The following is a 15,843-nucleotide window of genomic DNA, read 5'->3' on the forward strand; positions in this document are numbered from 1 at the left end:
TCAGCCCCCGATATTTTCGTCGGCAGTTTTACCGGACTTGCCGGTCGCGTCCACCGCCTTGGGGGCAGCGGGCTCGACCGGGAAGAGCGTGTAGGAAAGCGTGATCGTGTTGATGTTCTTCAGTTCCGGCACATCGTCTATCGCCGGATCGACGTAGAACACAACCGGCATATTCAGAGTCTCGCCGCCTTTCAGCGTCGTGTCGGTGAAGCAGAAGCACTCGACCTTGTTGAAATAGGCGCCGGCCAGTTCGGGCGTGACGTTGAAGGTCGCGCGGCCCGCCGACGGCCGGTCGAACAGGTTGGTCGCCCTGTAGGCGATCTGCGTGGTCTCGCCGATCTTCATGGTGACGTCGCGCTGCACCGGCTGAAAATCCCACGGCACGCCGCCGGACACGTTGGCGTCGAAGCGTATCGTCATCTTGCGGTCGAGAACACGATCGGAATATTGCGTCACCCGCTGGGTGGTGCCGCCATAACCCGTCAGCTGGCAGAACATCGCATAGAGCGGCACCGCCGCGTAGGCCGCGCCCACCATGCTGGCGAAGAAGGCGACGCAGACGGCCGCGACCATGCGGTTGGAGCGTTGCGTCTTGATATCCAGCGTGGGAATCGCGTCAGCCATCGTTCAGAAACTCCGCTCGATGACGGCGGGGCCGAGGCGCACGATGCTGACCACATAGACGACGACCACAAAGGCGCCAAGAGCCAGCGCGATCGCCAGCGATCGGCTGCGGCGCGCCTTGAGTTGGGCCGCGGTCGGCTTGATGGTCTCGAGTTCCATGTCCGCTAAACTCCCGGTATCGCCAGCGCGCGCTCTATGACCTTGTCGGCCAGGTAAGCGGCGAAGATCGCGAACAGATAGAGCAGCGAGTAGGCGAACAGCATTTTTGCCGGCCGCATCACGCGGTCGGCGTCGGCCATGCGCAGCACCTGCCAAGCATACCAGACGAACCCGGCGCCGAGCACCGCGGCCACAACGCCGTAGCCCGCGCCAACATAACCCAGCAGCCAGGGCAGGACGCCGACCACCGCGACAACGAGCGCGTAAGCGAATATCTGGCGGCGGGTGGACGCCACGCCGGCGACGTTCGGCATCATCGGGATGCCGGCGCGGCCGTATTCGTCGGCCTTGAACAAGGCCAGCGCCCAGAAATGCGGCGGCGTCCACAGGAAGATGATCAGGAAAAGAACGATCGGCTCGAGGCCGACTGAACCGGTCGCGGCCGCCCAGCCGATGACCGGCGGAAACGCGCCCGCGGCGCCGCCGATGACGATGTTCTGCGGCGTCCAGCGCTTCAGCCACATCGTGTAGACGACCGCGTAGAAGAAGATGGTGAAGGCAAGCAACGAGGCCGCCAGCCAGTCGACGAACACGCCGAGCGTCATCACCGAGAGCACCGAAAGCACGAGGCCAAAGGCCAAGGCCTCACCGGGTTTTACGCGGCCGCTCGGCACCGGCCGGCTGACCGTGCGCTTCATCAGCCGATCGATATCGGCGTCGTACCACATGTTGAGCGCGCCCGACGCGCCGGCGCCGATGGCGATGGACAGGATCGCCGTCACCGCTATGAACGGGTTTACGGCGACCGGAGCGGCCATGAGGCCGACGAAGGCGGTGAACACCACCAGCGACATGACGCGAGGCTTGAGCAACGCGAAGAAGTCGCCGGCCGTCGCTTCCGACATGCCGGCATTACCGTCTTCCAGTGCTGTTTTCTCGACGAAAGCCATGCGTAAGAAGTCTTTTCCGTTTGGCTGCGACCGCCGGCACGCGCCGGCGGTCAGCGATCTTTCAAGCGGCCGTCACTTGATTCTCGGCAGTTCCGACCACTGATGGTAGGGCGGCGGCGAGGGAAGCTGCCATTCCAGCGTCGTGGCACCCTCGCCCCACGGATTGGCGCCGGCGATGCGCTTCTTCGAGAAGGCCTCGAAGATGCCGTAGAGGAACACGAACACGCCGAGGAACGACAGGTACGAGCCGTAGGACGACACCATGTTCCAGCCAGCGAAGGCGTCGGGATAGTCGATGTAGCGGCGCGGCATGCCGGCGAGGCCGAGGAAATGCTGCGGGAAAAACACCAGGTTGACGCCGACGAAGGTGATCCAGAAGTGGGTGCGGGCGATGAGCGGCGAATACATGTAGCCGGTCATCTTGGGAAACCAGTAGTACCAGCCGGCGAAGATCGCGAACACGGCGCCGAGCGACAGCACGTAGTGGAAGTGCGCGACAACGTAATAGGTGTCGTGCAGCGAGCGGTCGAGGCCGGCATTGGCGAGCTGGACGCCGGTGACGCCGCCCACGGTGAACAGGAAGATGAAGCCGATCGCCCACAGCATCGGCGTGCGCATCGAGATCGACCCGCCCCACATGGTGGCGATCCAGGAGAAGATCTTCACGCCCGTCGGCACCGCGATGACCATCGTGGCGAAGACGAAGTAGCGCTGCGTGTCGAGCGAGATGCCGGTGGTGTACATGTGGTGCGCCCACACAACGAAGCCGACAGCGCCGATGGCGACCATGGCGTAGGCCATGCCGAGATAACCGAAGATCGGCTTCTTGGAGAAGGTCGAGATAATGTGGCTGACGATGCCGAAGCCCGGCAGGATCAGGATGTAGACCTCAGGGTGACCGAAGAACCAGAACAGGTGCTGGAACAGGATCGGATCGCCGCCGCCGGCCGGGTCGAAGAACGTCGTGCCGAAATTGCGGTCGGTCAAGAGCATGGTGATGCCGCCTGCGAGCACCGGCAGCGAGAGCAGCAGCAGGAAGGCGGTGATCAGCACCGACCAGGCGAACAGCGGCATCTTGTGCAGCGTCATGCCGGGCGCGCGCATGTTGAAGATGGTGGTGATGAAGTTGATCGCGCCGAGGATCGACGAGGCGCCGGCAATGTGCAGCGACAGGATGGCCAAATCCATCGCCGGGCCGGGCTGGCCCGACGTCGACAGTGGAGGATAGATCGTCCAGCCGCCGCCGACGCCGTAGGCGCCCGCCGCGCTCGGCACGAAGGCCGAGAGAATGAGCAGGATGAAGGCGGGCGGCAGCAGCCAGAACGAGATGTTGTTCATGCGCGGGAACGCCATGTCCGGCGCGCCGATCATGATCGGCACCATCCAGTTGGCAAAACCGCCGATGAGGGCCGGCATGACCATGAAGAAGATCATGATCAGCGCGTGCGCCGTGGTGAAGGCGTTGTACATGCTCTTGCCGCCGTCGATGGCCGCATCGCCGGTGACGCCGTAGACCATCTCGGCGAGGCCGGTGAAGATCTGGATGCCCGGCTCGGCCAGTTCCCAGCGCATCATCACCGACAGGAAGCCGCCGACGATGCCAGCCATGATCGCGAAGATCAGGTAGAGCGTACCGATGTCCTTGTGGTTGGTCGAATAGACCCAGCGCGTCCAGCCATACGGCTTGTGTTCGTGATGGTCGTCGTGAGCTGCAGCGCCTGCCATGTTCCGCTCCGTTCCCTAATCCTTGGTACTTGCCGCGCTTTGCGTCAGTTTCCGGCGACCGAAACCGCCTGCGGCCCGTCGACCTGGGCCATCAACGCCTTGTTGGCGCCGTTCATGTCGGTGCGGGCGGCCGCAAGCCACGTCGTGTACTGCTCGTCCGACACGACGCGGATGGCGATCGGCATGAAGGCATGGTCCTTGCCGCAGAGCTCGGAGCATTGGCCGTAGTAGAGGCCCTCCTTCTCGGCGTTGAACCAGACCTCGTTGATGCGGCCCGGCACGGCGTCGGTCTTGATTCCGAAGGCCGGCATGGCGAAGGCATGGATCACGTCGGCAGCCGTCACCAGCACGCGCACGGTGGTCTTCACAGGCACCACGACCTCGTTGTCGACGGCGAGCAGGCGCGGATACCTGGCCTTGTCCTCCTTGCCGGCAGCGGCGCGGTCTTCTTCCTGCAGGATCGCCGCATTGAAGGAAAGCGGCTGCTCGACCTGGTATTCGTAGTCCCAGTTCCACTGGTTGCCCGTGGCCTTGATGGTGAGCCTGGCTTCTTCCGGCGGGTTGTACTGGGCGGTGAGCAGCTGGAACGACGGGATCGCCAATGCCAGCAGCACGACCACCGGACCGACGGTCCAGATAACCTCGATCACCGTGTTGTGGCTGGTCCGCGACGCAACCGGGTTCACGCTAGCGCGGAATTTCCAGATACAATAGGCGAGAAGCGCCAGCACCAGCAGCGTGATCGGAACGATGAACCAGAGCGTGTAGCGCTCGAACCACTCGATCTGCTCCATGATCGGCGTCGCGGCTTCCTGGAAACGCCATTGCCACGGATGCGGCTGGTCGGCGAGCGCGGCCACGGCCGAACCCAGGATGAGTGCCGAAGCGCCGGCGCCGGTCAGGATTCTCTTCATCACCCTCTTCAACTCCCTTCGATGCCCGTCGCGCATCGACATGGTCCCGAGAATGGAATCCCGAGCGCCGGTTTTGCTGGTTCAAACCATACTCTGTTTCCGACCGCAAGGAAGGAGGGTGGGGCGGTCTGCGGCATTTTTGCGCGCGCCGCTCGACGCGGGATTGGCGAAATCCGCTCAAATCGGCGTCGGTGGCTGGTCGGACCTTGCAACTGTCCTATAGTTGCCATCATTGCGGCGGAAAGCGCCTTGATTCGCAACGGAGCCTCCATGAGACCCGGCCTTTCAAAAGCCCTGGCCACCCTTCTGGGTGCCGCGAGCCTGTTTATCGCCCTGCCCGCTTCTGCCCAGCAGAGCGGCAAGGTGAAGGAAACCCATGGCGCATGGTCGATCATCTGCGACACGCCGGCCGGCGCCACCGCCGAACAGTGCGTGATGATGCAGAACGTGATCGCCGAGGACCGGCCCGAGATGGGCCTGTCCGTCGTCGTGCTGCGCACCGCCGACAACAAGGCCGAGATTCTGCGCGTACTGGCGCCGCTCGGCGTGCTCTTGCCCAACGGCCTCGGGCTCAACGTCGACGGAAAAGACATCGGCCGCGCCTATTTCGTGCGCTGCTTCGGCGACGGCTGTTATGCCGAGGTGATCCTCGAAAAGCAGTTGCTCGACACGCTGAAGACCGGCAAGGCCGCGACGTTCATCGTGTTCCAGACGCCCGAGGAAGGCATCGGCATCCCGGTCGATCTTTCGGGCTTCGGCGATGGTTTCGCCGCCCTGCCCTGAGCGGCGGGATTCCGTACGCCGTTTTGTCGGTCTGACGACTGTGGCCGCAGGACCGCGGCTGATTGAATTGATCCACCAACCCGCAATCGAGAGAAAATTCATGACCGACATCTGGCTGCGTACCGGCGAAGCGACCGTTCTGGCCGCCGAAGGCCAGGCTACCGACGCCATGCCCGAAATCGTGATCGGCTCGATCCGTGGACCGGTCGGACAGGCCTTCGCCTCGATGATGGGACAGGTCAAAGGGCATACCCGCATGTTCGTGGTGCGCGACCTCAACCAGGCGGTCAAGCCGCCGACGATGATGACCACCAAGGTCACGATCAAGAACATGGCCTATGCGGAACTGCTCGGCGGCGTGGTGCAGGCCGCGATGGGCGACGCCATCGTCGATTGCCTTTCGGAAGACATCCTTCCCCGCGATCAGGTGGACGATCTGTGCATGATCATCACGGTCTGGCTCGATCCGCGCTGCGCCGAGGACGAGAATCTCGACCGCAAGGATCTCTACCGCACCAACTACGAAGCCACCAAGCTGGCCATCGCCCGCGCCATGAAGGGCGAGCCGACGGTCGAGGACCTGATCGCCAACCGCAAGACGGTCAAGCATTACGCGCTGGAGGGCGTGATCGATTATTGAGGACCCCCGGCTGAAGACAGCGGGCTAATCATCCCCTCCTGAATGGGCCCGGCTTGGCGTTCAGCTTAATCCAAGATTTTCCGGGAGCGGCCGCTCGACGTTGCGCCGCCGCCGGAATGAGTTAGGAACTCAAGTCGCCGGGACAGCGGACAGCCGCAGGCCTAGAGCCTTCATGACCTTGGCGACGGTCGCAAATTCCGGGCGGCCCTCCTCGCTCAAGGCGCGGTAGAGGGATTCTCGCGACATCCCCGTATCCTTGGCGATCTGGGTCATGCCGATGGCGCGGGCGACGTCACCCAAAACGGCTGAAATAAGTGCCGGGTCGCCATCCTCCATCGCAGCGTCGATGTAGGCGGCGATGGCCTCGGGGCTGTCGAGATGCTCCACAGCGTCCCATCTGGTTGTCTCGGGCGCCATTTTCATTCCTTCCATCCCCCTGCGATGACCTTGGCAGATGCAATATCCGAAACTTGGGTCGACTTGTCGCCACCGCAGAGCAGGACAATCAAGGCATTGCCACGTTTGAGAAAATAGATGCGGTAGCCGGGGCCATAGTCGATTCTGACCTCGCCGATGCCACCGAAAAATTTCGAATCTCCCAGATTACCCAGCGACATCCGCCTGATGCGAACGTCAATTCTCGCCTTGGCGTTGATATCCCGCAGCCTCGATTACTAGGTCGCATATTCGGTGGTCTGGCGGACTTCGAACATGACTATTTGTAGCCTATGGGCTACAAATAGTCAATGATACGACGACCTAACGCCAGGGTAGTGGGAATCGCTTGCGCTCTCCCCTATCTTTGCGTGAAGAAACACCCGCCACGGACAACCATCATGCAAGACAGCCTGCTCAGCCGATTCGACGTCGACGAAGACGACGTGAAATCGCTCGTCGCCAAGACGATCCGCGGCGCCGACGATGGCGAGCTTTTCCTCGAATACAGCGAGAGCGAAGCGCTGATGTTCGACAATGGCCGGCTGAAGACCGCCAATTTCAACACCGAGCAAGGTTTTGGCCTGCGGGCCGTGGCCGGCGAGGCGACGGGATACGCGCATTCCAGCGAACTGTCCCATGCGGCGCTGCTGCGGGCGTCCGACGCCGTCTCGGCGGTGAAGGGCGGCTATTCCGGCACCCTAGCCGACGCGCCGCCGCGCACCAACCGGCACCTTTACGGCGAGGAGAACCCGACCGGTTCGCCCTCCTTCGAGGGCAAGGCGAAGCTCCTGCAGGAAATCGACGCCTGGCTGCGCGCCGAGGATTCTCGCGTGCGGCAGGTTACCGCGTCGCTTGTGTCGTCGTGGCAGCAGGTGGAAATCGTGCGCGCCGACGGGCAGGTGGTGCGCGACGTGAGGCCGCTGGTGCGCATGAACGTATCGGTCGTCGTCGGCGAAGGCGACCGGCAGGAATCCGGCTCCTACGGCATGGGCGGCCGAAAAGGGTTCGGCGAGTTCCTGGTCGAGGATTCCTGGAAACACGCTTCGCAGGAGGCGCTGCGGCAGGCGCTGGTCAATCTGGCGGCGATCCCGGCGCCAGCCGGAACCTTCGACATCGTGCTGTCCTCCGGCTGGCCGGGCGTGATGCTGCACGAGGCGGTCGGGCACGGGCTGGAAGGCGATTTCAACCGCAAAAAGACCTCCGCCTTCGCCGGCCTGCTGGGCCAGCAGGTGGCGGCCAAGGGCGTCACCGTCGTCGATGACGGCACGATTTCCGAGCGGCGCGGCTCGCTCACCGTCGACGACGAAGGCACGCCCACCAACCGCACGGTTCTGATCGAGGACGGCAAGCTGGTCGGCTACATGCAGGACCGGCAGAACGCCCGGCTGATGGGCATGAACGCCACGGGCAACGGCAGGCGCGAGAGCTATGCGCACCAGCCCATGCCGCGCATGACCAACACCTACATGACCGCCGGCAACTATACGCCGGAGGAGATCATTTCTTCGGTGAAGAACGGCGTTTACGCCGTGTCCTTCGGCGGCGGCCAGGTCGACATCACGTCGGGAAAATTCGTGTTCGGCTGCACCGAGGCCTACATGATCGAGGATGGCAAGGTGACGCAGCCGATCAAGGGCGCCATGCTGATCGGCAACGGGCCGGACGCTATGCACCGCGTGTCGATGGTCGGCAACGACATGAAACTCGACACCGGCATCGGCATGTGCGGCAAGGCCGGCCAGGGCGTTCCGGTCGGCGTCGGCCAGCCGCATTTGCGCATGAACCAGATGACGCTGGGCGGGACGCGGGTTTAGCGAACACGGCTTCGGTGGTAGTGTCGTTGCGGGGCCTCCTGCGGGACGCGCCGATGGGCCAAGCCATGAAATTTCACGCGCTCGCCGCGAGTTTTTGCCTGTTTGCATTATCGGCCCCGTCGGCCTTGGCCGACGACGCGGCCGATATCCGCTCGCGGTTGCATAATTGGGCGGAGGATTTCAACGAAGGCCGCACCGACGCCGCCTGCGGGCTGTTCTCCAAGGATCTGGTTTCCGACACCCAGGGCCAGGGCGAGACGAATTATGAGACACGCTGCAAGCTCATCTCAAGGGTCATGCACGATCCGGCGCGCAAATTCCGCTATGCCGCCGACATCAAGGAGGTGATTGTCGAGGGCGACCTCGCGATCGTGCGGCTGCAATGGACGCTGACGGTCTCGCCGGGAAACGAGGCCTCGACGGAGTCCGGGCTCGATGTTTTTCGCAAGGAAGCGGACGGCGTCTGGCGCATCATCCGCTTCATGGCATTCCAGAACGAATAGGCCACCGCGGGCAGGCGAGGATCGGCCGCGGCGTCACCCGTCGTTTCATCCCAAAGGCGCGGCATCGACGGCCTGCCATTTTTCCTTAACCCTTTCCCCAATATCACTGATGCCCGGTAGGTCGACGGACGCTGGACATGCTTGCCCCCACTGCCAAGTGATGGCAGCCGTGCCGACGGGCCTGGGTTGCCAGCCGGCGTTGCGGATGGGGAAATGCTCAAACTGGCGTTCTTGCTGATCGGGCCGCGGGCGTTCCAGTCGCGATGGTATGTCGTGGCCGGCCTGGGCGCAGCGCTCATCGCGCTCGCCCTGCTCCTCGCGGTCAACGCATCCGCCGGGATCACAGGCTTCACGCGCGACGTGCTCGGCCTTGTGTTCATTGCCAACGGCGTCCTGTCGCTCGCGGCCGGTTTTCTCGGCCACATGAAAGGCACCGCAAGGCTGGCGACGATCCTGAAGGCGGCGGGTTTCGTGCTGATCGGGGCACTCCTGATAGGCCTTTCCGAGCATGCCGACGCGGCCTCAGCCATTCTGTTCGGCGCGGCATTCGGACTGGACGGGGTGTGGCGCCTGACGTTCGCGCTGGTCGTGCGCTACCCGCGCTGGCGCATGATGGTGCTGGTAGCGGCGGTGGAACTGCTGCTCGCGCTGGCGATCGTCGTCCAATGGCCCGTTTCGCACGACCGCGGCGTGCATCTTTCGATGGGGCTGCTGCTGGCGCTGTGGGGCTGGCTGCTGGTGCGGCTGGGCCTGATGCTGCGCACGCTGGAAAGCGAGGTGGCGCTGCTGGCGCTGCCGCTGTTCGCCGGCCGCGGCTGGTACGACAACGCGCCCGTGCTGGTCGATCCGGACGAGATGGAGGCCGTAGAACACCCGCTCACCGTCCGCGTGTGGACACCGGTCGGCTCGGCCTACAAGGCGGAACGCCGCCTGCTGGTCGACCGCTATATCGTCGCGATCGACGGCAACGGGGTCATCTCGACCGGCCATGCGGCGATCGAGATGCAGCCGGACCTCTACATCAGCCACTATCCCGACCACGAAGTCGACAGGTCGCGGAGCGATTTCCTGGCGATGCTTCGAGGCACGTCCGAGAACGACTTCAAGGGGCGGTTCCAGCCGAGCTACGAGCATGAATGCGGCGAGTGGTGCCCGGCGGACGCCTCGGTCGAGTTCAGGAATTACAATCCGCGCCGGCTCCGGGCCTTCTGGGCCGGTTACAAGCAGGACGATTCCTACAATCTGACCAACCGCAACTGCTCGGTTCTCGTCGCCTCGGCGCTCGACGCCGCGCTGGAGGGCGCGCTGGCGAGCAGGTTCGCCTGGATGCGTTTCGTCGGCCTGATGTTCAACCCGGATATGTGGATCGCCGCGGCGATCTGCCAGCGCGCCGACTCGATGACATGGACGCCGGGCCTCGTGCTCGACTACGCCAATACGATGGCCCGGATCGTCGAGGCCCGGGAAACGAACTGGACAGTACGCTTCGCAGACTTCGTGCGACGCGCCCGGCTGTCGGACGGAAAGGCGGAACAGCCCTCATGAGCGCAGATGCGGAACGCAAAAGCAGGTCGACCGTGGCCGGGCGCGCCGCGGTCATCGCGACGGCCACCATGTTCGGCCTGACCTACAGCCTCAGCGCGGCGCTGATCGCGCTCGACCTGACGGCGCGCGGGCTGGGTGAGGCGATTGTGGGCGCCAATGCGGCGATGCATGCCGTCGGCGTGCTGATCGTCGCGGTCATCCTGCCTCGCCTCGTCGCCATCGTCGGCATGCGGCGGCTCGTCGTCGTGGCGCTGGTGACGGCAGCGCTCGCGCTTCTCGCCTTTCCGGCCCTGCCGCTGGTCTGGCTGTGGTTCCCGCTACGCCTGGTGCTCGGCATGGCGTCGGAGATTCTTTTCGTCCTGTCGGAGACATGGACCAACAGCCTCAGCACGGAGGAGACCCGCGCCCGCTCCATGGCCGCCTACACGGCCTCTCTCTCCGTCGGGTTTGCCCTCGGTCCGCTCATCCTGTCGGTGGCGGGAACGAGCGGATTCGCACCCTATGCGATCGGGGCAGCGGTCGCGCTGGCATCGATCCTGTTCGTCATCTCGCCGCTGGCGGAGGAACCTGCGTTCGAGAAGCCGGAGGCCGGCGGCGTTCTGCGCTTCATGCGCCTCGCGCCGGTGGCGATGGCAGCCACCGTGCTCAATGCCGCCATCGAGACGGCGGGCCTCTCCTTCCTCGCGATCTACGCCATCAACCTCGGCTGGCCGGAAGGCCAGGCGACGCAGTTGATGTCATGCATGATGATCGGGGCCATCCTGCTGCAGCTTCCGATCGGCTGGCTCGGCGACAAGATGAACCGGGGGAGGCTTCTGGTCGCGCTCGCCGCCACGGCCGCGGGCGGAGCCCTGATCTGGCCGCTCGCGCTTCAGAACGAGATCGTCACCTATGCCGTGCTGTTCCTCTGGGGTGGCGCCTTCGTCGGCATCTACACGATCGTGCTGACGATCGTCGGCAGCCGCTTCAAGGGGACGGAACTGGTCGGCATCTATGCGGCCATGGGCCTGATGTGGGGCGTCGGAGCCCTCGCCGGCCCGCTGCTGGCCGGCGCGGCGATGCAGACGACGACGCACGGCCTGACCTTCTTCGCCGCCGCGGCCTGCGCCGCGTTCATGGTGTTCGCGATCCTGAAGGGCCACAGGGAAGGCTGAAACGGATCGGCTCATATCCACGAGGCCGGCGACTTCGGCAGCCTGCCTTCGGGGTCCACCACCTCCAGCCGAGCCTTCGACGGCTCCGCCCAGCGCCATAGCGCCACGCAGGTACCGCCGGGAGACATGAAGGACGGGTAGATCACGCCGTCCATCCCCGCGACGAGCAGCCTTTCGCGCAAGGCGTGGGTTTCCGGCACCTCGCCCGCATCCATGATCGCACGCCATTCGTAGCGGTGGATATCTGGCGAAAGTCCCAGCCGATTCATCTCCGCGGCATCGGTCAGGTCGGCGAGCGCTGCGCCGGTCAGTTCGAACCGGGCGATCAGCGCCGGATGCTGGACAAAACCCTGATTGTATTCCGCCCAGGCCGTCGAAAGCTCGCGGGCCGCGTAGATCGTCGGCGCGCCAACCGGGTTCCAGCGGCCGCCGAACCGCGCCGCCCCCTCGCCCGATAGCGGCAGGTAGGACCAGCGCGGGACGAAGGCCCGCCACAGCGTCAGGCCAGGCGCCGCCGGTTCAGGCATAGACGCCGGAACGCACGGCCTCCAGATAGGCGAGCACCTTGTCCGCCTTGCCTTCGCTGACCAGATCGTAGGCCGTCTTGCCGGCCCAGCCGGGGATCGGCTGGTGCTTGAACCAGATCGCCGCGCGGTCCTCGCCGCCCGCCATTTCGCTCGCCATCGCCAGGATGCGCACGACCGGGCTCAGCGCCGAATCGACTTTTCGCGCACCGGTCTTGGCGACCAGCGTGTTGCGGGCGACGCCGATCATGCCTGCCAGTTCGGTCAAGGTCACGCCAAGGCGCTCGGCGACGTTTCGCGCCGACAGGAAAGGTGTGTTTTCCGCGCCGAACCGTGCTGTCGAGGTTCCCAATGCCACGCTGCTCATGACATATTCCTTACACGAATTGATATCTTGGCGCTCAATATGCGATCAATCGGCGTCTTTTTCAAGGTTATCGCCTTCGCCTTGGCTTCTCCAGAAGCGCCACCGCCTCGACATGCGGCGACCACAGGAACTGGTCGACCGGCGTGACGGATTTCAGCGCGTAGCCTTCGTCCAACAGGATGCGCAGGTCGCGGGCGAGGGTGACGGGATTACAGGAGACGGCGACGACGTAGGGCACATCCGACTTCGCGATCTGCTTCGACTGGTCCTCAGCACCGGCGCGCGGCGGATCGAACAGCACGCCGTCGAAGGCGTTCAGTTCCTTGAAGGTCAGTGGCCGGCGGAACAGGTCGCGCTTCTCCACCGTCACGCGCCGAAGACCAGGCTTCGAACGGAAGCCGCGATCGAGCGCCGCAAGGGCGGCGGCTTCGCCTTCGACGGCGTGGACCTCGGCGGTTTGCGCGAGCCGCAAGGCGAAGGCGCCGGCGCCGGCGAACAGGTCGGCGATCTTTTTCGCGCGGCGCAGGTGTGCGGTCGCAATGCCGGCCATGGCATCCTCGGCCGCTTCGACAGCCTGCAGAAATCCGCCGGACGGCGGGACCACCGAGGCCGTGCCGAACTGAACGACGGGCTTCCTCTGCTCGACGACGATCTCGCCGTCCAGCGACAAGCGGGCGATGTTCTCGCGGATCGCGAAATCCGAGGCGCGGCGGCGGGCCGCATCGGGCATCTTGCCGGCGCCCTCGGCCGCGATATCCAGGCCAGTCGCTGTCCAGGTGACGGTCAGGTGGAACGCATCCCGCGTGTTCACGAGAATTGCCGCCAGCGCGCGCAGCATGCCCAGCGAAGACTCGATCTCCGGCAAGACGATCGGGCATTCCTCGATGTCGATGATGGTGTGCGAGGCGGCGCGGTTGTAGCCGAGAACCGCTCCCCTCTCCGCGCGCCGCGCCGAAAACACGGCGCGACGGCGCGAGCGCGGTGCGGCCGGCACGATGTCGGGGACAGGAACATCGATGCCGCGCGAGGCGAGCGACTGGACCAATTTGTCGCGCTTCCACGCACGATAGGGCACTGGCGCCAGATGCTGGATCGCGCAGCCTCCGCACTCGGTGAAATGCCGGCACGCCGGTTCGATCCGATCCGGAGAGGTTTCCAGCAGGGCCATCAGCGTGCCCTTGCTGCCCTCGATCGCCGCGTTGACGCGCTCACCCGGCAGGACGAACGGCACGTAGACCGTCCCTTGCGGCGTTTCGGCGATGCCATCGGCCTGCGCGCCGAGACGGTCGATGAGCAATTCGGTCATGGTCGATCCTTGATCCCGCCGAGCAGGAATTCGCGGTTGCCGTCGCCGCCCGCGATCGGCGAATCATGCAGGCCGAGCGCGCGCCAGCCGGGCACGCCATCAAGCCATGCCGAAATCGTCCGGGCGACCCGCGGGCCTTCTTCGGGATCCCTGAGGATGCCCCCCTTGCCGATCGCCTCGCGGCCTGCCTCGAATTGCGGCTTGACCAGGAAAACTCCCCTGGCGCCAGGCGGCGCCAGCGACAAGGCCGGCGGCAGAGCGAGCTTCAGTGAAATGAAGCTCACGTCGGAGACGATGAAATCGGGCGCGTTCCCGCCGAGATCGCCGGAGGTCAGGTCCCGCGCATTCAAGCCTTCTCGAACGGTCACGCGGGGATCGGCAGCCAGCGTGGGCGCGATCTGGCCGTGGCCAACGTCGACGGCAAGGACATGCTTTGCGCCCCGCTCCAGCAGAACCTGCGTGAAACCGCCGGTCGAAGCGCCGATATCGAGCGCGACGGCGCCGGCCGCGTCCAGGCCGAAATGATCGAGGCCGGCCACGAGCTTGAGCGCGGCGCGGGAGACATAGGCGCGAGCGGGATCGTCGACCTCAATCGTGACCGCGGCGTCGACCGCTGTGCCGGGTCTGGTCTCGGTGATGCCCCCGACCTTCACCGTGGCCCGCTCGACCGCGTCGCGGGCGCGCGAGCGGCTGGCGAAAAAGCCGCGCCGGACGAGAAGTTCGTCCAGCCGCATTCTCGTGTCCGTCGTGTTTTGCGCCGTCATGGCGTCTCCTTGGCGAATACAGCCGGCGATGGCAAGCGGAGCGGCCCGCGTCCACAATGCCGGGGACAGTTTACTTTTATCCCCTCGCGCCAACCCGTCCGGCGCAGAGCCTTTCCTGGGATAAAAGTAAACTGTCCCCGGCATGCAGCCTTGCATGCAGCCCTCCCCGTTGCCACGCCGCGGAAATCCGCCCTGGCCATTGTTGGGAGAAAACCCTCATTGGCGAGGGGGTCCGGGAAGTGGGGCGCGAGGCCGTGCCTCCTAATTTAATCAATACGTGGCGCTAATTCGGCCCTGCGCCTTCGCTACGGGCGTTCGTCATTCGAAAAGCCAAATCGTTGGCTTTTCGTCCGTTTCGCGGACCATTCCTCACCCCCGCCGGCGACTTTGGGCTCCATCCCGTCCTGCTTCGCGACAGCTCCGGCTCCGGCTTTCGCCTCGGCTGGCCGTGCTTAAGCGCGTCGTCCAGCGCACACCGCACGTAGTTGCGGAGGGAGGACCTTCGGACAAAGCCTCCCCGGCCATGCTGCTTCGTCGGCAACATGACGGAGGCGCCGGTCTCTCCCCGCTAACGAACGACTCCGGAAGCGTTCCCGGCGGGAGAAACTGACGGCATTATGCGGAAGGTGTCAGGGGCGGGGAAAAGAAAGATGGGGGAGGCAGGCAAAACGCCCGCGAACGAGGAACGTGCGTCAGCGATTTCAATCCGTTAGCGGAGGTTCAAGCCGCCCGCACAAAAATCATTCTGCCCGGCGGGAAATTTTATTCCCCAATTCCGGCTGTCCAACGGCTCAATCCCGAATGACGCGGGCTGGCCTTCGAGCTTCCAGTTCCGACCCATCGGGAGCATTCCAGATCGATCCGTTCGCCGCCGCCTGAGACTCGGGGTTGGATGAGAGAGCGCGCCAGGATGCGGCGCGCTCCTCCAAGTTTGCAGGACGGTCCGCTTGCATCACGAATATCGGTCTTTGGCCATAACCGAAGCCCGGCCGTATGTCGCCGATCTTGGCTGCGATCACGTCCATCGCCGCTCTCTCCAGCTTCAAATCGTATCTGGGCTGATCCATCGCGGCCGCCGACAGAGCCGGCAGCATCGCCGCGCCGAAAACCAAATATCTGCCAGTCATCATCGCCCTCTCGCCGGGCGGGACTATGCAGAAGACGCATGAACAAGCGGCCAAAAAACACGGTAATCAAAAGGGAAATCAATAATCGCCGAACTAAGACGATACCCAAGGCGCCCATAAGAAGACCGAAATCGCTTGATCCAGGAACAACCTGACCTCATCCATAGGCCATGGCGGTCACATTGCTCCAGCTGTCAACCGGACATCGTTCGTTGGAATTCGACACCGGCGACCTTCCCGCCGTTGCGTCGGCCATTCGCAAACGCTTTGGCGAAGCTGAAGCGCAACAGTATCCGACTTTGACCACGTACAGGTTTGGTGGATGCAGCTTCCTCTTTCAGAACGAATGGGATGATCCTTGCCTGATTTCAATCTCGGCAGAAGGAGATCAAATCCTTGAGGCTCTTTACATGACAGTCAATGCCGACCATTGACCGCCACATTCATGAACTCGCGGCCGGGTATCCGGCCTCGAAATGAGATGCCGGCATTTATCTCGCACCCTA

General features: G+C 64.3%; 19 protein-coding genes. 7 read left to right on the forward strand and 12 right to left on the reverse strand.

The genetic code is table 11. The annotated features are described in order from the left end of the window. From ACSBOB_RS24430 to coxB, 5 genes are all read right to left on the reverse strand, one after another. A complete protein-coding gene (locus ACSBOB_RS24430) occupies window positions 1-624 on the reverse strand; it encodes a cytochrome c oxidase assembly protein (RefSeq protein WP_442578652.1) in 624 nt (207 codons plus the stop codon). Between the two features lie 3 nt (window positions 625-627). Then, on the reverse strand, window positions 628-783 hold the full coding sequence (locus tag ACSBOB_RS24435; protein ID WP_442578653.1) for a hypothetical protein: 156 nt from the start codon (window positions 781-783) through the stop codon (window positions 628-630). A gap of 5 nt (window positions 784-788) precedes the next feature. Next, window positions 789-1,733 (reverse strand): heme o synthase, encoded by a 945-nt coding sequence (locus ACSBOB_RS24440; protein WP_442578654.1) that lies wholly within the window; start codon window positions 1,731-1,733, stop codon window positions 789-791. A gap of 72 nt (window positions 1,734-1,805) precedes the next feature. Continuing rightward, a complete protein-coding gene (gene ctaD, locus ACSBOB_RS24445; RefSeq protein WP_442578655.1) occupies window positions 1,806-3,458 on the reverse strand; it encodes a cytochrome c oxidase subunit I in 1,653 nt (550 codons plus the stop codon). A 44-nt stretch (window positions 3,459-3,502) separates the two neighbouring features. Next, on the reverse strand, window positions 3,503-4,372 hold the full coding sequence (gene coxB / locus ACSBOB_RS24450) for a cytochrome c oxidase subunit II (protein WP_442578656.1): 870 nt from the start codon (window positions 4,370-4,372) through the stop codon (window positions 3,503-3,505). Between the two features lie 270 nt (window positions 4,373-4,642). Here coxB and ACSBOB_RS24455 point away from each other — a divergent pair, with 270 nt between their 5' ends. Next, window positions 4,643-5,155 carry an invasion associated locus B family protein gene (locus tag ACSBOB_RS24455; protein ID WP_442578657.1) on the forward strand — a complete coding sequence of 171 codons (513 nt, stop codon included), beginning with the start codon at window positions 4,643-4,645 and terminating at the stop codon, window positions 5,153-5,155. A 100-nt stretch (window positions 5,156-5,255) separates the two neighbouring features. Then, window positions 5,256-5,795 carry a formaldehyde-activating enzyme gene (fae, locus tag ACSBOB_RS24460; RefSeq protein WP_442578658.1) on the forward strand — a complete coding sequence of 180 codons (540 nt, stop codon included), beginning with the start codon at window positions 5,256-5,258 and terminating at the stop codon, window positions 5,793-5,795. Between the two features lie 129 nt (window positions 5,796-5,924). On the opposite strand, the gene ACSBOB_RS24465 is transcribed toward fae, so the two are convergent. Continuing rightward, window positions 5,925-6,212 carry an addiction module antidote protein gene (locus ACSBOB_RS24465; RefSeq protein ID WP_442578659.1) on the reverse strand — a complete coding sequence of 96 codons (288 nt, stop codon included), beginning with the start codon at window positions 6,210-6,212 and terminating at the stop codon, window positions 5,925-5,927. A 2-nt stretch (window positions 6,213-6,214) separates the two neighbouring features. Beyond that, window positions 6,215-6,412: a type II toxin-antitoxin system RelE/ParE family toxin gene (locus ACSBOB_RS24470; protein WP_442578660.1), complete on the reverse strand. Its 198-nt coding sequence runs from the start codon at window positions 6,410-6,412 to the stop codon at window positions 6,215-6,217. A 219-nt stretch (window positions 6,413-6,631) separates the two neighbouring features. On the opposite strand from ACSBOB_RS24470, the gene tldD reads away from it, so the two are divergent. The 4 genes from tldD to ACSBOB_RS24490 all read left to right on the forward strand — a co-directional run bounded on the left by tldD (window position 6,632) and on the right by ACSBOB_RS24490 (window position 11,249). Then, complete coding sequence (gene tldD / locus ACSBOB_RS24475) at window positions 6,632-8,047, forward strand: metalloprotease TldD (protein WP_442578661.1); 1,416 nt, start codon at window positions 6,632-6,634, stop codon at window positions 8,045-8,047. A 65-nt stretch (window positions 8,048-8,112) separates the two neighbouring features. Continuing rightward, complete coding sequence (locus tag ACSBOB_RS24480; RefSeq protein ID WP_442578662.1) at window positions 8,113-8,550, forward strand: YybH family protein; 438 nt, start codon at window positions 8,113-8,115, stop codon at window positions 8,548-8,550. A gap of 213 nt (window positions 8,551-8,763) precedes the next feature. Beyond that, a complete protein-coding gene (locus tag ACSBOB_RS24485) occupies window positions 8,764-10,095 on the forward strand; it encodes a protease (protein ID WP_442578663.1) in 1,332 nt (443 codons plus the stop codon). Continuing rightward, window positions 10,092-11,249, forward strand: coding sequence for an MFS transporter (locus ACSBOB_RS24490; protein ID WP_442578664.1), 1,158 nt, complete (start codon window positions 10,092-10,094; stop codon window positions 11,247-11,249). The genes ACSBOB_RS24485 and ACSBOB_RS24490 overlap by 4 nt, the downstream gene beginning before the upstream one ends. Before the next feature lie 11 nt (window positions 11,250-11,260). Here ACSBOB_RS24490 and ACSBOB_RS24495 read toward each other — a convergent pair whose 3' ends face one another. From ACSBOB_RS24495 to ACSBOB_RS24515, 5 genes are all read right to left on the reverse strand, one after another. Then, the gene (locus ACSBOB_RS24495; RefSeq protein WP_442578665.1) at window positions 11,261-11,776 is read right to left on the reverse strand and encodes an RES family NAD+ phosphorylase; all 516 of its coding nucleotides are present in this window, start codon (window positions 11,774-11,776) and stop codon (window positions 11,261-11,263) included. Further along, window positions 11,769-12,140 (reverse strand): MbcA/ParS/Xre antitoxin family protein, encoded by a 372-nt coding sequence (locus ACSBOB_RS24500; RefSeq protein WP_442578666.1) that lies wholly within the window; start codon window positions 12,138-12,140, stop codon window positions 11,769-11,771. The genes ACSBOB_RS24495 and ACSBOB_RS24500 overlap by 8 nt, the downstream gene beginning before the upstream one ends. Before the next feature lie 67 nt (window positions 12,141-12,207). Next, window positions 12,208-13,446 carry a class I SAM-dependent RNA methyltransferase gene (locus ACSBOB_RS24505; protein ID WP_442578667.1) on the reverse strand — a complete coding sequence of 413 codons (1,239 nt, stop codon included), beginning with the start codon at window positions 13,444-13,446 and terminating at the stop codon, window positions 12,208-12,210. Next, window positions 13,443-14,210: a TlyA family RNA methyltransferase gene (locus tag ACSBOB_RS24510; protein WP_442578668.1), complete on the reverse strand. Its 768-nt coding sequence runs from the start codon at window positions 14,208-14,210 to the stop codon at window positions 13,443-13,445. Before ACSBOB_RS24510 ends, ACSBOB_RS24505 begins: the two co-directional genes overlap by 4 nt. A gap of 791 nt (window positions 14,211-15,001) precedes the next feature. Continuing rightward, window positions 15,002-15,322 (reverse strand): hypothetical protein, encoded by a 321-nt coding sequence (locus ACSBOB_RS24515; RefSeq protein WP_442578669.1) that lies wholly within the window; start codon window positions 15,320-15,322, stop codon window positions 15,002-15,004. A gap of 227 nt (window positions 15,323-15,549) precedes the next feature. Here ACSBOB_RS24515 and ACSBOB_RS24520 point away from each other — a divergent pair, with 227 nt between their 5' ends. Then, window positions 15,550-15,771 (forward strand): hypothetical protein, encoded by a 222-nt coding sequence (locus tag ACSBOB_RS24520; RefSeq protein ID WP_442578670.1) that lies wholly within the window; start codon window positions 15,550-15,552, stop codon window positions 15,769-15,771. Window positions 15,772-15,843 lie beyond the last annotated feature (72 nt).

The sequence above is a fragment of the Mesorhizobium sp. KACC 23794 genome (assembly GCF_052180275.1).
Classification (GTDB): Bacteria; Pseudomonadota; Alphaproteobacteria; order Rhizobiales; family Rhizobiaceae; genus Kumtagia.

Coding starts and splice junctions, on each gene's coding strand:
- fae (WP_442578658.1), top strand. CDS start 5,256: ATGACCGACATCTGGCTGCGTACCGGCGAAGCGACCGTTCTGGCCGCC.
- ACSBOB_RS24465 (WP_442578659.1), bottom strand. CDS start 6,212: ATGGCGCCCGAGACAACCAGATGGGACGCTGTGGAGCATCTCGACAGC.
- ACSBOB_RS24455 (WP_442578657.1), top strand. CDS start 4,643: ATGAGACCCGGCCTTTCAAAAGCCCTGGCCACCCTTCTGGGTGCCGCG.
- ACSBOB_RS24480 (WP_442578662.1), top strand. CDS start 8,113: ATGAAATTTCACGCGCTCGCCGCGAGTTTTTGCCTGTTTGCATTATCG.
- ACSBOB_RS24510 (WP_442578668.1), bottom strand. CDS start 14,210: ATGACGGCGCAAAACACGACGGACACGAGAATGCGGCTGGACGAACTT.
- ACSBOB_RS24505 (WP_442578667.1), bottom strand. CDS start 13,446: ATGACCGAATTGCTCATCGACCGTCTCGGCGCGCAGGCCGATGGCATC.
- ctaD (WP_442578655.1), bottom strand. CDS start 3,458: ATGGCAGGCGCTGCAGCTCACGACGACCATCACGAACACAAGCCGTAT.
- ACSBOB_RS24485 (WP_442578663.1), top strand. CDS start 8,764: ATGCTCAAACTGGCGTTCTTGCTGATCGGGCCGCGGGCGTTCCAGTCG.
- ACSBOB_RS24435 (WP_442578653.1), bottom strand. CDS start 783: ATGGAACTCGAGACCATCAAGCCGACCGCGGCCCAACTCAAGGCGCGC.
- ACSBOB_RS24430 (WP_442578652.1), bottom strand. CDS start 624: ATGGCTGACGCGATTCCCACGCTGGATATCAAGACGCAACGCTCCAAC.
- ACSBOB_RS24495 (WP_442578665.1), bottom strand. CDS start 11,776: ATGCCTGAACCGGCGGCGCCTGGCCTGACGCTGTGGCGGGCCTTCGTC.
- coxB (WP_442578656.1), bottom strand. CDS start 4,372: ATGAAGAGAATCCTGACCGGCGCCGGCGCTTCGGCACTCATCCTGGGT.
- ACSBOB_RS24490 (WP_442578664.1), top strand. CDS start 10,092: ATGAGCGCAGATGCGGAACGCAAAAGCAGGTCGACCGTGGCCGGGCGC.
- ACSBOB_RS24500 (WP_442578666.1), bottom strand. CDS start 12,140: ATGAGCAGCGTGGCATTGGGAACCTCGACAGCACGGTTCGGCGCGGAA.
- ACSBOB_RS24440 (WP_442578654.1), bottom strand. CDS start 1,733: ATGGCTTTCGTCGAGAAAACAGCACTGGAAGACGGTAATGCCGGCATG.
- tldD (WP_442578661.1), top strand. CDS start 6,632: ATGCAAGACAGCCTGCTCAGCCGATTCGACGTCGACGAAGACGACGTG.
- ACSBOB_RS24470 (WP_442578660.1), bottom strand. CDS start 6,412: ATGTCGCTGGGTAATCTGGGAGATTCGAAATTTTTCGGTGGCATCGGC.